Annotated in this window: 15 protein-coding genes; 10 read left to right on the top strand and 5 right to left on the bottom strand. The window is 38.5% G+C overall.

The window, feature by feature from the left end:
• On the top strand, positions 1 to 1,245 hold a 1,245-nt coding region (bioA, locus tag ACJAT0_RS09775; RefSeq protein ID WP_415181504.1), incomplete at its 5' end, for an adenosylmethionine--8-amino-7-oxononanoate transaminase.
• Between the two features lie 95 nt (positions 1,246 to 1,340).
• On the opposite strand, the gene ACJAT0_RS09770 is transcribed toward bioA, so the two are convergent.
• Positions 1,341 to 3,041, bottom strand: coding sequence for a T9SS type A sorting domain-containing protein (locus ACJAT0_RS09770; protein ID WP_415181503.1), 1,701 nt, complete (start codon positions 3,039 to 3,041; stop codon positions 1,341 to 1,343).
• Between the two features lie 209 nt (positions 3,042 to 3,250).
• Between ACJAT0_RS09770 and ACJAT0_RS09765 the strand changes: the two genes are divergently transcribed.
• The 4 genes from ACJAT0_RS09765 (at position 3,251) to ACJAT0_RS09750 (ending at position 6,527) form a co-directional block, all read left to right on the top strand.
• Positions 3,251 to 4,372, top strand: a complete 1,122-nt coding sequence (locus ACJAT0_RS09765) for a beta-ketoacyl synthase N-terminal-like domain-containing protein (protein ID WP_415181502.1) — start codon at positions 3,251 to 3,253, stop codon at positions 4,370 to 4,372.
• Between the two features lie 178 nt (positions 4,373 to 4,550).
• Positions 4,551 to 5,639: a biotin synthase BioB gene (gene bioB, locus ACJAT0_RS09760; RefSeq protein ID WP_415181501.1), complete on the top strand. Its 1,089-nt coding sequence runs from the start codon at positions 4,551 to 4,553 to the stop codon at positions 5,637 to 5,639.
• A 99-nt stretch (positions 5,640 to 5,738) separates the two neighbouring features.
• Positions 5,739 to 6,029 (top strand): hypothetical protein, encoded by a 291-nt coding sequence (locus ACJAT0_RS09755; RefSeq protein WP_415181500.1) that lies wholly within the window; start codon positions 5,739 to 5,741, stop codon positions 6,027 to 6,029.
• Between the two features lie 39 nt (positions 6,030 to 6,068).
• Entirely contained in the window at positions 6,069 to 6,527 is a 459-nt protein-coding gene (locus ACJAT0_RS09750; protein WP_415181499.1) for a cupin-like domain-containing protein, read from the top strand.
• On the opposite strand, the gene ACJAT0_RS09745 is transcribed toward ACJAT0_RS09750, so the two are convergent.
• The 4 genes from ACJAT0_RS09745 to ACJAT0_RS09730 all read right to left on the bottom strand — a co-directional run bounded on the left by ACJAT0_RS09745 (position 6,517) and on the right by ACJAT0_RS09730 (position 9,918).
• Positions 6,517 to 6,990 carry a regulatory protein RecX gene (locus tag ACJAT0_RS09745; protein WP_415181498.1) on the bottom strand — a complete coding sequence of 158 codons (474 nt, stop codon included), beginning with the start codon at positions 6,988 to 6,990 and terminating at the stop codon, positions 6,517 to 6,519. The two genes, ACJAT0_RS09750 and ACJAT0_RS09745, sit on opposite strands and share 11 nt — an antisense overlap.
• A 31-nt stretch (positions 6,991 to 7,021) precedes the next feature.
• Positions 7,022 to 7,585 carry a GNAT family N-acetyltransferase gene (locus tag ACJAT0_RS09740; protein ID WP_415181497.1) on the bottom strand — a complete coding sequence of 188 codons (564 nt, stop codon included), beginning with the start codon at positions 7,583 to 7,585 and terminating at the stop codon, positions 7,022 to 7,024.
• A 154-nt stretch (positions 7,586 to 7,739) separates the two neighbouring features.
• The gene (gene hemB / locus ACJAT0_RS09735) at positions 7,740 to 8,714 is read right to left on the bottom strand and encodes a porphobilinogen synthase (RefSeq protein WP_374002721.1); all 975 of its coding nucleotides are present in this window, start codon (positions 8,712 to 8,714) and stop codon (positions 7,740 to 7,742) included.
• A gap of 451 nt (positions 8,715 to 9,165) precedes the next feature.
• Positions 9,166 to 9,918 (bottom strand): SDR family NAD(P)-dependent oxidoreductase, encoded by a 753-nt coding sequence (locus ACJAT0_RS09730; RefSeq protein ID WP_415181496.1) that lies wholly within the window; start codon positions 9,916 to 9,918, stop codon positions 9,166 to 9,168.
• 448 nt (positions 9,919 to 10,366) lie between these two features.
• On the opposite strand from ACJAT0_RS09730, the gene ACJAT0_RS09725 reads away from it, so the two are divergent.
• The 5 genes from ACJAT0_RS09725 to ACJAT0_RS09705 all read left to right on the top strand — a co-directional run.
• Positions 10,367 to 11,371 carry an AAA family ATPase gene (locus ACJAT0_RS09725; RefSeq protein WP_415181495.1) on the top strand — a complete coding sequence of 335 codons (1,005 nt, stop codon included), beginning with the start codon at positions 10,367 to 10,369 and terminating at the stop codon, positions 11,369 to 11,371.
• A 71-nt stretch (positions 11,372 to 11,442) separates the two neighbouring features.
• Positions 11,443 to 11,964: an outer membrane beta-barrel protein gene (locus tag ACJAT0_RS09720; RefSeq protein WP_415181494.1), complete on the top strand. Its 522-nt coding sequence runs from the start codon at positions 11,443 to 11,445 to the stop codon at positions 11,962 to 11,964.
• Between the two features lie 88 nt (positions 11,965 to 12,052).
• Complete coding sequence (locus ACJAT0_RS09715) at positions 12,053 to 12,916, top strand: DUF58 domain-containing protein (protein ID WP_415181493.1); 864 nt, start codon at positions 12,053 to 12,055, stop codon at positions 12,914 to 12,916.
• Positions 12,913 to 14,562 carry a hypothetical protein gene (locus ACJAT0_RS09710; RefSeq protein ID WP_415181492.1) on the top strand — a complete coding sequence of 550 codons (1,650 nt, stop codon included), beginning with the start codon at positions 12,913 to 12,915 and terminating at the stop codon, positions 14,560 to 14,562. The genes ACJAT0_RS09715 and ACJAT0_RS09710 overlap by 4 nt, the downstream gene beginning before the upstream one ends.
• Positions 14,559 to 14,802: BatA domain-containing protein (locus ACJAT0_RS09705; protein WP_415181491.1), on the top strand; the 244-nt coding region annotated here is incomplete at its 3' end. The genes ACJAT0_RS09710 and ACJAT0_RS09705, both read left to right, overlap by 4 nt.

The raw sequence follows: 14,802 nt of genomic DNA, 5'->3' as shown, positions 1-14,802 counted from the left end.
AGCTTTATATGGCATCCTCTCACACAACATAAAACAGCTAAGCAGCCTCTTGCGATTTCCCATGCAAAGGGAAATTACCTTTATGATTTTGATGGCAAGAAATATTTTGATGGGATATCTAGTTGGTATACGTGTAGTTATGGGCATGCCCATCCGGTATTAACAAATGCGATTAAAAACCAAGTAGATCAATTGCATCATGTTGTTTTTGCAGGTATGACGCACGAGCCAGCCGCGATATTAGGAAATAAATTGACCGCTATTTTACCTGATAATCAGCAGAAGTTGTTCTTTTCTGAAAATGGTTCTACCAGTGTGGAAATAGGTTTAAAAATGGCTTTTCAATACCATTTCAATAAAGGCGAGAAACGAAATACAGTAGTAGCTATGGAAAATAGCTTCCATGGAGATACCTTCGGAGCGATGAGTGCTAGTGGCTTATCCGTTTATAACGGCCCTTTTGAAGAATTCTTTATACATGTAGTGCGCATTCCTGTCCCTACTAAAGAAAATCTACAGGAGGTGTTACAACTTGTAGATGCCATTGTCGAGCAGCATCAAATTGCTAGCTTTATTTATGAACCTTTAGTCCAGGGAGCCGCCGCTATGCAGCTCAACGATGCCGAATCCTTGTGTCAGGTCATCAACAAATTTCAGCAATATGGAGTGATCGCGATTGCAGACGAAGTGATGACCGGCTTTGGAAAAACAGGAACTTATTTTGCCAGTGATCAAATAGGTGCTAAGCCAGATATTATGTGTTTGTCAAAAGCACTAACTGGTGGTATCATGCCCATGGCGATCACTTCTTGCACGCAAAATATGTACGATGCTTTTTATGACGATGAGCTTTCAAAAGGTCTTTTTCACGGTCATACCTATTCTGGCAATCCATTAGGATGCGCGGTTGCCAGTGCCGCTATAGACCTTTTGACTTCCGATGAAATCCAAAATAATATCAAATGCATCATTCAATCTAATCTAGAGTTTAAAGTAAGGATTGAATCTCATCATTCTGTCGCTGCTGTGAGAATTAAAGGTGTTATTCTCGCCATTGATCTTGCCATAGAAATGGAGCGTTATGGAAACAAACGCAATGAGATGTTTCAATGGTTCTGGCAGCGAGGTTTGTTTTTAAGGCCGTTGGGTAAAACTGTTTATATTGTACCGCCTTTTACGAGTTCACCAGAAGAAATGAATTTTGTTTATGAGTTGCTCATAGAGTTCCTTGAAGGAGTTGTCTAAAAGGACCATTTAAAAATTTAAAAAAAAATCCTGTGAAGCAACTTCACAGGATGCATCAGGTCAGTTAATGATGTTTACTTACGTATAGTGAAATACTAGTTCTTGATTATTTTTTTTACAACGCTTTTCTGATTAGACTCTATTGTAATCAGGTAAATTCCAGAAGATAAGCTTGAAATATCAAGTGTAGCGTTAAGGACGTTTTCAAAGGATGCCGCCATTACTTCTCTTCCATTTATGTCAATAACTGAGAGATCATTTATAGGTTGATTTTCACTATTGATATAAATAATCTCATTTGCAGGATTAGGATAGATCACAAAATCACGGGCATTAATTTCATCGATTGACGCGGTAGTTGAGCTTACCGTAAAGTTATCTACAGCCCAAAAAACAGATCCAGCGGCATTAGTAGTTATAGCATTTTGAAGGCCAAAATAATATACTCCGGCTGCTGGCGCGGTATAGCTATAATTATTTATTTGAAAAGTTGTATTGGTAAAACCTGGCGAAGTAGCAATAGTAGATTGTGATGCTAAATTTTGAGTCGTTCCTGCAGTTAGAATATAGCGTGCAGGCGTTGTTGAGCCAGTTTGTAATGCGCTAACATAAAAGGATATATCAACTGTTTGATTAGACGTGAGGTTAATACCTCTAGATAGGATCCAGTCATTTGCTTGTGCCGTTGTAACACCAGCGCCTACACGAGCTGAATAAGCACCTTCTTGAACATTAGGATCGCCAGTACCAAAATTCACACTTTGCCAAAAATTACCTATGGATCCTGAAGGATCTCTTTCAGCTTTCCATCCAAAATAAGAAAACTCATCATTTTCAAATCCTGTGTTGTAAGGAAGATTACTTGCTTCAAATAAGCTAGTGAAGGTAAATGGACCATTCCAATTACTCACTGATCCTGCGCATACTGTTCTAACATAATAATCATAAACAGTATTTGCTGTTAACCCCATCAGAGTATAAGGAGAGGTTACGTTTGCACCTGAAAGGAATGTTCCTGCGGTACGCTGATCAAAACCTTGAAGACCGAATTGCACTTCTATCCCGGTACCACCATTTGGATTCCAAGTTAAATCTACTGCAGCAGCCGTTTGATTTGTAAAACCTAGATTTGTAGGTCTAGCACATGCCACTGGAGCACCAAGTTTAACTTGAGGGCGGAAATTAGAAGCAGCAAGAGTAGTAGGTAAAATGGTTGTGCCAGCATCAGAACGGGCGCTAAAAACTCCTGGAGCACCACCTACAGGTGAATTATCACAAAACGACACATTTACAGTGTTTGCGACAGGGTTAGTTAGATTTTGATAATCAAAAGCTACAAATAAACTTCCACCGGTATAAGTAAACGCTGTTCCATTAGTAAACTCTATATTGTAATCTCCCACAACTGCTGGCACTGTAGTAGCTGCATCACTTACTAAGGTCATTCCAGTAATTACACCAGCCCAATTTGTTCCTTTCGTGTTGGTAACATCTGTTGAGTTCTCTAAATAAATTTTGATATCACCAGCTGTCGCAATGTCTTGAGCCGTTTCGTAAGAAAACCCTAGACCACTGATGCCATCATTAGTGGTAAAACCACCTGCTGTCATTTCTGCTGCGGTTACGATAAACACTGTCCTTGTAACAGCTCTCTCACCTTGTGGCGCTCGACCAAAAGAGGATGTGCTACCACCTAAAATAACTGAATTAAACTGGCTTTGGGCGACCGTTTTAAGCCCGAAAATTAGAATCGAAAGTAAGAAAATCATCTTACACAGTTGAGTATTTTTTTTCATGATATCTATAAGTTTAGATCACAAATATATTCGGTAAAGCTATATTTTAACTAATTATATAAGGAATAATTAATAAATAACTTAAAAGATAAAAAAAATCACATTTAGTTTTATGAGTTTCTTGCTAATATGGTAATCGATTTATTATTTCTTTTAAATTATAGGTTTGTCTAGATGTTCTTTGCATTTTTGCGGTTGTAAATCAGCCAGTGAAAAATTCTATTTATATTAATGACGCAGCGATGATCGGTGCATTAGACTCTTTTAAGAGTCAGCAAGAGCATTTTTTTTTTGAGAACAAAAATAAGGTTTGGAACAGTCCAGTTTCAAAGTCACAAGAGCTGCAATTGCAGTATTTCTTAAAAAAAAATGAACCGTATCAATATCTCGATCGCAGTGTACAGCTAGCACTTTTTGTTGCGAGGTCGTTGAAAGGAATTCCAGATCAAACTGCTGTAAATATAGGTTCTAGTCGAGGCGCTACTGGGTTGTGGGAAGACTCCTACGACCGCTTTCGCGAAAGCGGAACAGTTCCAACGGCAACTTCACCTCTAACGACGCTGGGAAATATCTCTAGTTGGGTAGCTCAGGATAACGAATTGAAAGGCACAGCATTTTCACATAGCATTACGTGTGCAACGGCATCCCATGCGATTCTCAACTCAATCGCTTGGTTAGAAAGCGGTATGGCAACTAGTTTTATTGCCGGAGGAAGTGAAGCGCCTTTGACTGATTTTACCATAGCTCAAATGCAAGCTTTACGTATCTATTCAAGAGGTAGTAATAGGTATCCCTGTAAAGCTTTAGATTTAAATAAATCGCAAAACTCAATGATTTTAGGAGAAGCTGCAGCTTGTTTTTTACTTTCTAAGGAGAACAAAAATAGCCTTGCAAAAATTACTGGGTATGGAAGTGCGATAGAAAGGTTAGAGACGGCTACATCTGTCACTGCAACTGGAGACTGTCTTCAAGAGTCCATGAGGCAGGCAATACAGCATATCCGTCCAGAAGATGTAGATGCGATTATTACACATGCACCAGGAACTATAAAAGGAGATAAAGCAGAGTTTGTCGCGATACAAAATGTTTTTGGCGGTCAATATCCACATCTGTGTAATAATAAATGGCAATTGGGACACACGTTAGGAGCTAGTGGTGCACTTAACCTTGTAATGGCTATTGAAATGTTACAGTCAGAGCGGATATTTAAAATTCCTTACTTAGAAGAATTGTTTGTGAATCCAAGAGGAGGCGATAGAATCCCAAAACGAATTTTAATCAACACAACCGGTTTTGGTGGCAATGCAGTGAGTTTGCTGGTAGAGAGATAGTTATTTTCAGATAGGAGATAAGAGCTAAGAAGGATGTTAACTTGGTTAACGGGAGAAAGTAGTAGGTGTCTTGGACTCTTTTAACAACCAAATGCAGTTGCTATACATTTTGTACTTTATACTTGGTATATAATACTTGAAGAATCCCTATTTTTACTTTTTTAACAAGGATACGATTATGAGAAATAACTGGACTAAAGAAGAAGTATTAGAAGTTTATAATAGGCCGATGATGAGTTTGTTATATGACGCGGCTACGGTCCACAGAGAATTGCATAACCCAAATCAAGTACAAGTTTCTACACTTCTATCTATTAAAACTGGTGGTTGTCCAGAAGATTGTGGCTACTGTCCGCAAGCGGCTCGTTATCATACTAAGGTAGAAGGGAATGACTTGATGTCTGTGCAACAAGTTAAAGCACAGGCATTAAGAGCAAAATCTAGCGGAAGTTCTCGTGTTTGTATGGGAGCAGCCTGGAGAAATGTAAAAGACGGGCCAGAATTTGACCAAGTCTTAGAAATGGTTCGTACAATAAATAAGCTAGAGATGGAAGTGTGCTGTACACTTGGCATGATTACAGAAAATCAAGCACAACGGCTGGCTGAAGCGGGGTTGTATGCGTACAATCACAACTTAGACAGTTCTGAAGAATATTATAAAGAAGTTATTTCTACTCGCGGTTATCAAGACCGTTTGGATACAATTGATAATGTGCGCAAGACCAATGTTACGGTTTGTAGTGGTGGAATCATTGGAATGGGAGAAAAAATAGAAGACCGAGCAGGAATGTTGGTGGCGCTATCTAGCTTGAGTCCGCAGCCGGAAAGTACGCCTATCAACGCACTTGTTGCTGTAGAAGGAACACCTTTAGAGGAGCAACAGCCCGTTTCTATTTGGGAAATGATACGTATGGTAGCTACTACTCGTATCGTTATGCCACAAACACAAGTAAGATTGAGCGCAGGTCGCACGGACATGAGTCGGGAAGGGCAGGCGATGTGTTTCTTTGCAGGAGCCAATTCTATTTTTGCCGGCGATAAATTACTAACGACCCCTAATCCTGATGTAAATGACGACATGAAAATGTTTGAGTTATTAGGTTTAGAACCTATGAAGCCATTTGTAAAGAAAGCACAACCTGAAACTATAGAAGCTCAGTATTCTGTTTATAAAGATCAAGGGGAGAAACCTAAATGGACACGTCCAGGACATACTATTGAACGCAACGTTGAAGCAAAAGCAGCGGGTAAAGTAGTAAAGGCATAGTGAAGTAAATACTTTTTTTAGTTTGTTCGTTAAGTATGCCCGCTAATTATGCCACTTATAACCTGCAGTAAATACCACGAGTTTCCACGATAAGCAGAGATGGTTTTATTAAAATCATCTCTGGCCGCAGGGTCTGTTGTTATTGAAAAATTGACTCACGACTGGCCAGCTTTTAAAAAGTGGAATTTAGAATACATCAAAAAAGTCGCAGTAGATAAAACTGTTCCTATGTACGAGAACCGTATCGTAAAGAATGATGTAGCTTGTAACGAGGCCCGTGCTGTAATGAAGAGGTCTGAATATATAGATTTATTCGATGAGAAACTTACCCATTTTAGAATCTTTCTTTACAACATTTTAAATAAGACCAGCGCTTTAAGCCGATTATAAATTCCCTTAGCTAAGAATAAGATTCATCAAAGGATTGCCTTGACTTTTTTTGGAAGTGCTGATGCTAAGTTCTTTATGTGTTTTCAATTTCATAGTAAAAAGCGCTCTGTAATCTTCCCTTCAGCTCAGGCGCCTTACTTGTATCGCGTTCCATATTCCTTAATCGTTAGAGAAGATATTGATTTCACCAATCCAGATTTTGAAAAAGGGCCTGCTTTACAACAAGTACAAGGCTATGTTTGCGAGCTCAACCATGGAGAAATGCTCTACATACCAGAAGGATACTGGCATTACATGCCGTACCTCACGTTAGGTCTTTCCATCAGTCTGAGATCTTATCCTCGCAATATTAAAAACCTAGGAAAAGCACTTTATAATCTTTTGTTTATGCGTCATTATGACAACTTTATGCGCAAACGTAAAGGTCAAGAGTGGACCGATTATAAAAATGATCAGGCGGTTTTGAGAACTCATAAGAATATGGGGGTCAAGGAATAAGATCTACGGCTTTCGCATAGACCAAATGGCTTTCCCATCCTCGATAGAGCAGGTAATCAGCTAGTTTTTTTCTCTTTTTGTACTTGTCGGTCTCTGAAGTAATTTGTTGCAAGCGCTTTTGCGAAAGCGTGTCAAAAGTTAACTCATAATCACTTTCAGAAATCTCTTTAAGACCTATCTTTATTGTACGCTCGTTCAAACCTTTCATTTTAAGTTCGCGTACAATGCGAACTCTTCCCCATTTTTTAATGCGAAATTTCCCTCTAGCAAAGGATTCGGCATAGCGTGTTTCGTTCAAAAACTTATGATGAATCAAATGCGGGATGATTTCATCGATCGCCAGCTGTACCATTCCCATAGTTTTTAATTTATCTTCTATTTCTTTATGACAGCGTTCTTGATAGGCGCAGTAACGTTCTATGGAACGAGTCGCTTCTTCTACGGTGTAGGTGTCTTTGGGCATGGAATTGTAAATCGATTAATGCTATTGCGGTTTATTTGTTTTGTGTAGCTTCCCATTCCTTACTAGTAATAGAAAATATATCAAACACATGATTACCCAGTCCGGGAACTTGCTTTTCAAAAGTCATGGAATTGTAGCGAGCTACTTTTGCGCTTCCTGTATTTTCTACGTGAACCATGGAGATAATATTGGAGTTAAAATCCTTATCAAATTCGTTCTCAAAGCCAAAATCTTTTGCGCAAATAGCAGCTTCTGTCGCATAACCTTTGTGCCAGTATTCTGGTAAAAAGGAATAGCCTATTTCCAGTCTTTTTTCATTTTCCACATCCTGAACCAGCAAGCCACATTTACCTATCATTTTTCCAGTAGATTTTAGAATCACAGCATTAAGCCCACCACGATTTTCTGTATATCTAGTGAGACATTTTTTAAACCAAAATTCACAGAGTTCTTTCTCGGTTTTAGTTTCATCTAGCCATAGATATTTATAAATCTCTTTCCTATTAAAGAAAGGCAACCACGTATCAAAGTCGGCCATGGTGACTAGTCGGAAGCTGAGGCGTTCTGTTTCTTGGTTTGTGAGAAGGTATTTCAAAATTATTGGGTTTTAATATTCACGCTTTTAATAAAACTGGCACCTTCCTTAGATTTGATTACTCCTAGACTTTTAGACGTAAGAATAGGATTCATACTGTTTTTCCTAAGACCATAATTTATTCTGCACTTAGGGAAAAGGAGCTTTTTATTTTTTAAGAAATCAACTTCACTACATCCTTAGCAAAATAACTTGCGATCAAATCGGCGCCAGCTCTTTTTATAGCGGTGACTTGTTCCATCATTACGGCATCGTGGTTGAGCCAGCCTCTTTCGGCAGCTGCTTTAAGCATGGCATACTCACCGCTTACTTGATATACACTTACAGGAACATCTACTTCGTTTTTAATCTCCCTAACGATGTCTAAGTAGCACAAGCCTGGTTTTACCATAACGATATCTGCTCCTTCATCTATGTCCATTAATGTTTCTTTGATGGCTTCACTGCGATTAGCAGGATCCATCTGGTAGGTTTTCTTGTCTCCAAAACCTGGTGCACTGTCCAGCGCATCTCTAAATGGACCATAGAAAGCGCTCGCATATTTTGCCGAGTAGCTCATGATGCCTGTATCTATAAATCCTTCTTCTTCCAGCGCTTCTCTGATATAAAGAATACGACCATCCATCATATCGCTAGGCGCTACCATATCTGCTCCAGCTTGTGCGTGTGAGACGCTCATTTGAGCGAGCACTTCACAAGTAGCATCATTGATTATTTTTTGATTTTCTACAATTCCATCGTGGCCAAAACTAGAATAAGGATCCAACGCTACGTCAGTCATGACATACATGTCTGGAGCAACTTCTTTTACGGTTTTGATGGCGCGCTGCATCAATCCATCTTTATTTAAAGCTTCAGTTCCTTTGTTGTCTTTTAAATGATCTGGTACCTTTACAAAAAGCAACACACTTTTCAACCCCATATCCTGAAGCAACTGCACCTCTTTCTTCAAAAGGTCCAAGCTAAATCTGTAATAATCGGGCATAGAAGCGATTTCTTCTTTGATGCCTTTTCCCTCAACTACAAATAAGGGAACAATAAAATCACTAGGAGAGATCAATGTTTGTTGTACCAAAGATCTTACAGCTGCACTAGTTCTTAATCTTCTATTTCTTCTTAATGGGAACATATTCTAAGTCTAATTTATGAATGAGATGGAGGTAATCCATTTATAATCGGGAATTTTCAAAGTTACCTTCTTTAGGGTATTTAAAATAATGATAGCGGGAGTTTCTGATTGACTAACTTTACGAAATTGAAATTGAAATTGAAATTGGCTTTGGATAAAATCCTTGTTAAGAAGTGCCTTATCATGAGTAATGGTTTTTTCACAACTCCTACCGCCGATTTATAAAAGATCAGATCCTCTATAAAGCTCATGCATTCGGTCGCATCAGTGTCGTTAATAAATTCAATAGTAAAATCGTTACTTTGAACTATAGAATTGATATTTTCTGTGGTAATTTTTAGTTGTTGCGTACAGGATGAGAGAATACTTATAGAAAATAGGAGAATAAATATTTTTATAGGTGTCTTTTAATTTAGAAACCTGAGCCTTTAGGACTCAAGAAAAGGTTTTGCTATTCCTTCTTCAAGATCGTACTACTCGCCTGCGCAGTGCACAGCACGGTTAAATCGGCAATATTAACGTGTGGCGGTCTGGATAAGGCAAACAGAATCACCTCTGCAACGTCTTGGGGTTGTAATGCCATAAAGCCTTGATAGACTTTTTCTGCTCTTTCTGTATCGCCTTTGAATCTCACTTCACTGAAATTAGTTTGCACCATTCCTGGATTCACAGCGCCTACTCTTATGTTGTAAGGATTCAAATCCAGTCGCATTCCTGTGGTAATGGCATCCACAGCATGTTTAGAACCGCAATACACATTTCCATTTGGGTACACTTCTTTTCCCGCCGTAGAACCTATGTTGATAATATGACCGCTTTTACGGTCGCGCATTTGTGGAATGATGGCATGACTCACATACAGCAGTCCTTTGACATTAATGTCTATCATAGCGTCCCAATCTTCTAGGCTTCCTTTATCAATAGGGTCTAATCCGTGCGCATTTCCAGCATTATTGATAAGAATATCAATTTCGTTAAAAGGAGCTTTTGTTAAACTATTGATTTGTTTTTCCACGGCTATTTTATCACGTACATCAAAACAGAGGATTTCTACAGGAACCCGTTGAGAGAGTTCTTGTTTCAATTCGGCTAACTTTTCTTGGTTGCGACCGCACAGTACGAGTGCGTAATTATTTTCGGCAAGTGTTTGTGCGGTTGCCAGTCCTATACCACTGGTTGCGCCGGTAATCAATGCTGTTTTCATGTCAAATATTTATACAAAAATAGGTAAAAGAGGTTGGTTTATTTACGACCTTAAGCATTGATCTCTTATTAGGAGATCTCGGTTTATTTAAACATCAAATTTTCTTTTTTAGAAGGTCTGTCGTTAGTCGTCTATGATTCTGTGGGCGTTTTATTTTGAGTATTATATCAATCACAAAAAGGTTTTTTTCATCTCGCTTTCCATGTTCTTTTAGAAAACAGAAGTGTACTCGGAGGCAGCTTAGTGCGAAAGCGGTAATGTTAACAATCGATAACATAAAAAAATACTTCTCTGAAGTATAGACGCGGCTACTTTATTAAATTTGGTAGTTATGGAAGTCAGATCGATTTTAACAACTTTTAAACAGTTCAATCCTTGTGAATAAGGCATTTTTGTAATTGAAATCGTTGAATCGAGTTCGCTAAATAAGTTTTAAGAAAATACGTTTATGGATCAACAAAGCACGCAGATAGATATTGCGAGTATCAATGAAAAAGTGGCTCAAGAAAGTCAGTTTGTAGAGGTACTCGTCAATGAAATGAACAAAGTAATCGTGGGTCAACAATACATGATAGAACGTTTGCTTATAGGCCTTTTGGGACGTGGGCATATTCTATTAGAAGGAGTTCCTGGACTGGCAAAAACACTTGCAATTACCACGCTTTCTAAGGTAGTAAGCGGTTCTTTTTCAAGAATTCAGTTTACACCAGATTTGCTTCCAGCAGATGTGGTTGGGACATTGATCTACAATATGAAGGATGGCGAATTCAATATCAAGAAAGGACCCATTTTTGCCAATTTTGTTCTTGCAGATGAGATCAACCGCGCACCGGCTAAGGTACAGAGTGCCCTTTTAGAGGCGATGCAAGAAAAACAAGTCACTATAGGGGATACTACTTTTAAACTGCAAAGGCCTTTCTTAGTAATGGCGACACAGAATCCAGTAGATCAAGAAGGAACGTATCCATTGCCAGAGGCGCAAATGGATAGATTCATGTTAAAAACAGTCATCGATTATCCTACTATGCAGGACGAGCAATTTATCATGCGAGCCAATCTGAAAAAGGATTTTCCAGAACCTAATGCAGTAGTTAGTGTAGAACAAATTTTACGAGCTCAAGATGCCGTAGAGATCGTTTACATGGATGAAAAGATTGAGAAGTATATTCTAGATATCATTTTTGCCACTCGTTATCCAGAAAAATACAACTTGGCCGAATTAAAGCAATTGATTTCTTTCGGCGCATCGCCTCGTGGATCGATCAACCTTGCCAAAGCGGCAAAATGTTATGCCTTTATAAAAAGACGTGGTTATGTAGTTCCAGAAGATGTACGCGCCGTAGTACTCGACGTATTGCGTCACAGAATAGGAATCACCTACGAAGCGGAAGCAGAAAACTACACAACGGAAGATATAGTGAATAAGATCGTGAACACTATAGAGGTTCCTTAATTGCAAGTGCGATTAGTGGTTAATTAACAACTTGATTGAGGTATTAATTGAAATTTTTCAAATCGTTTTATATGTTCAAATATTTTCTTTTCCTTCTAATGATGATGACTTGGCTCTTGTCTTTTGGACAAGTGAGTAAATTCAGTATAGAGGCTAATTTTCCGTACACTTTTGGAGATAATTTTGTGGATGAAGGGTATAATGGCGTTGCAGATTTAGGATTGAAATACAGATGTGCAGCATATAGCGCTTTTGATTTAGGCGCATCACTAAATATAGGTGCATTTTTAAGAGATAATAGTAAATTTGATGGTAGTCCAGTTGTCAATGGAAACGCTGTCATTTTTCAGCCAAAAATTTATGCTTCATTTAAGTTGGAAGCTTATCCCCAATTGCACCCTATGGTAGGATTAGGTTATTCCATATTTGCCTTCCATATAAATAGTGAGAATTTTGCGGGAGCTGACTTTCAAGAAAACAGTTCTGATGATGGAGTCAACATAAACGCAGCCATAGCCTATGATGTTTCTGAAAAAATGTTTCTTCAGGTACAATATGATTATTGTTCAATTAAGCGCACGAAACGTTCGTGATGTCGCGTATAATACAAATGTGAATATTTTAAAACTAGGAATAGGGTATAGGTTTTAACCACAAATAAAATCTACTAGAAAAGCAATTATGGATACTAAAGAACTCCTTAAAAAGGTACGTAAAATCGAGATCAAAACGCGTCGTTTGAGCGATGCTGTTTTTGGTGGCGAGTACCACAGTGCTTTTAAAGGACGAGGCATGACTTTTAGTGAGGTGCGTCAATACCAGTTCGGTGATGATGTGCGTAATATCGATTGGAATGTGACCGCTCGATATAGTGAGCCTTATATCAAAGTTTTTGAGGAAGAGCGTGAACTAACCTTGATGCTGGTAGCAGATATTAGTGGTTCCACACTTTTTGGTACTCAAGAACAGATGAAAAAAGAAATCATTACAGAATTGTGCGCCACACTAGCTTTCAGTGCGATGCAAAACAATGATAAAGTAGGGTTGCTATTGTTTTCTGATCAGGTAGAATTATACATTCCGCCTAAGAAAGGGAAGTTTCATATTCTTAGAATTATTAGAGAATTGCTAGAGTTCAAAGCTAAAGCTAAAGATACAGATGTGGCTGGAGCATTGAAATTTCTAGCAGGTGTCCTTAAGAAAAAAGCTATTGTTTTTGTGATGTCTGACTTCATGAGCACGGATTATAAAAAGACCTTGCAAATCGCAGGTCGCAAGCACGATGTCACTGGAATAAGAGTTTATGACCAGCGAGAAGTCGAAATGCCCAAAATGGGGCTTGTTCCGTTTAAAGATCAAGAAACTGGAAAATCTCTATTAGTCAATACGAGTTCCAGATCTGTACGAACTGAATATGCCACTTATCATAAAGAATGTGCCGCTTATTTTAAAGAGTCTTTTACCAGGTCTGATGCTGGAGCAATACATTTAGAAACAAGCGAAAACTACACAAAGAAATTATTAGGATACTTTAAAACACGATGATTAAAAAACTAGTGTATATATCGTTTTTATTATGCATTGCTCTTGGCACTGCTCAAAACCAGGCCAAAAATGAGGTGTCTACAAAACTCGATCGCGACTTGATCAAGATAGGTGAGGAGGTAAAACTAGGCATTAGTGTGGAGGCAGAATTAGGGGACTTGATCATTTTTCCAGAGCAACCAACCATGGGTGCGCTGGAAGTGCTTCAGAGTTATCCTGTAGATAGTTTAAGAATAGCCGATAAAATCAGATTGTTCAAGCAATATGGTGTTACCCAATTCGATTCGGGTGATTACTGGGTGCCTCGACTACAAATATTAAAAAATGCGAGACGTCTTCAATCAGATTCCGTACTTATAAGCGTGCGAGAAGTGGTCGTTGATACGATAAAACAAGGCATGTTTCCCATCAAGGATTCCGTAGATATAGAAGATCGATCTACTAGTTCTCAAGGCTGGATGTTGTGGTTATTGCTTATAATTCCTGTGGTGGTTGTGGTGGTTTTGCTTTCGCGAAAGCGGGAACAAAAAGCCTATGAAGAAACCTTACAACCTTACGAATGGACTAAGTATCGTCTCAAATTATTGGATGAAAGTGGTCGTTTAGAAAACCGCCAGTGGAAGGAGTATTATACAGATTTGACCTATATCATTAGAAGATACATAGACTCTAAAGTCTACGGTCAGACGTTGGAAAGTACCACGGGACAGTTGATTAAAGAGCTCAAAATTGCAATGTCAGAAAAAGACATGCATATTACCGATAAAACACAAGTTAGATTAGAAGAAATCCTTCAAAAAGCCGATTTAGTAAAATTTGCGACGGCTGGTGGAGATGCCATAAGTGCCAAAGAAGATAGACAGCGCACGATGGAAATTATTAATAATATCCATCAAGTATTGCCGCCACCTACCGAAGAAGAACTGATGCAGGATGAGCAGTACAGACACAAGCAAGAACTTAAAAAACGCACACGTAAGGTTTTTATCGGTGTAGGAATGAGTCTTGTGGCGCTTGTTATTGCCGCGGGAATTTGGATTTATATCGCAGGATTTGATAATGTAAAGGACAAAGTTTTCGGTAACGACTTAAGAGATCTAACGGAGCAAAAATGGTTGACTAGTGAGTACGGTATGCCGCCAGTTCAACTTAATTTACCAGATATTTTAATACGTCAAGACACCGCGGTTTTAAGTGATCAATTCTCTGTTATTGCAGCTTCAGTAGATCAATTTTCATCTGGAGAACTTTCGGACGACTTTTATGTAGGTGTCATCACATTTACTTTAAAAGGGGAAGAATCACAGGAAGAGAAGCAATTATCCACAGGCATGGCTCATGATAATATGATTCAAGTTTTAGATGGAATGGGCGCTACTGATATCTTAATGCTGGATGATGAGGTAGAAATAAATGGATTGAAAGGAGTGTCCTTAGAAGGCACTTATAATCTAGATGGTCAAGACTACGAGTACGAAATTCTCATGATGCTCAATCGCATAGGAATAAATCAAATCATCATCAGTAATAAAAAAGACAAGGAAGAAAAATCGGAACGAGAATTCGGTAGACTATGGAGAGAACGCGTTAGAAGCTCTATAGTGTTCCCATCTTTTGACGATGGTAAAAAGAAAAAGAAACAATGATGGACTGGTTCACAAATATAAAGTTTGCCTCGCCTGAAATGTTTTGGTTGCTGCTGGCGTTGCCACTAGCGATTGCTTTTTATATCTGGACTTTTAACAGACAGAATGCGCAAGTAAAAGTTTCTTCTACTAAAGGATTCCAAAGTAGTGGTTCTTTATTAGGAAAGTTAAGACCCTTACTTTTTGTTTTGCGATTACTGGCTCTGTCATTAATCATTACCGCATTAGCTAGGCCTCAAA

The organism is Nonlabens sp., from assembly GCF_047636915.1.
Taxonomy (GTDB): Bacteria; Bacteroidota; Bacteroidia; order Flavobacteriales; family Flavobacteriaceae; genus Nonlabens.
The sequence above is the reverse complement of the archived record's forward strand: the minus strand, read 5'-3'. Positions and strand labels throughout refer to the sequence as shown.

Bases quoted from the DNA above. Each gene is read 5' to 3' on its own strand.
- ACJAT0_RS09770 (WP_415181503.1), bottom strand. From the start codon at position 3,041: ATGAAAAAAAATACTCAACTGTGTAAGATGATTTTCTTACTTTCGATT.
- bioB (WP_415181501.1), top strand. From the start codon at position 4,551: ATGAGAAATAACTGGACTAAAGAAGAAGTATTAGAAGTTTATAATAGG.
- ACJAT0_RS09755 (WP_415181500.1), top strand. From the start codon at position 5,739: ATGGTTTTATTAAAATCATCTCTGGCCGCAGGGTCTGTTGTTATTGAA.
- ACJAT0_RS09745 (WP_415181498.1), bottom strand. From the start codon at position 6,990: ATGCCCAAAGACACCTACACCGTAGAAGAAGCGACTCGTTCCATAGAA.
- hemB (WP_374002721.1), bottom strand. From the start codon at position 8,714: ATGTTCCCATTAAGAAGAAATAGAAGATTAAGAACTAGTGCAGCTGTA.
- ACJAT0_RS09730 (WP_415181496.1), bottom strand. From the start codon at position 9,918: ATGAAAACAGCATTGATTACCGGCGCAACCAGTGGTATAGGACTGGCA.
- ACJAT0_RS09725 (WP_415181495.1), top strand. From the start codon at position 10,367: ATGGATCAACAAAGCACGCAGATAGATATTGCGAGTATCAATGAAAAA.
- ACJAT0_RS09720 (WP_415181494.1), top strand. From the start codon at position 11,443: ATGTTCAAATATTTTCTTTTCCTTCTAATGATGATGACTTGGCTCTTG.
- ACJAT0_RS09715 (WP_415181493.1), top strand. From the start codon at position 12,053: ATGGATACTAAAGAACTCCTTAAAAAGGTACGTAAAATCGAGATCAAA.
- ACJAT0_RS09710 (WP_415181492.1), top strand. From the start codon at position 12,913: ATGATTAAAAAACTAGTGTATATATCGTTTTTATTATGCATTGCTCTT.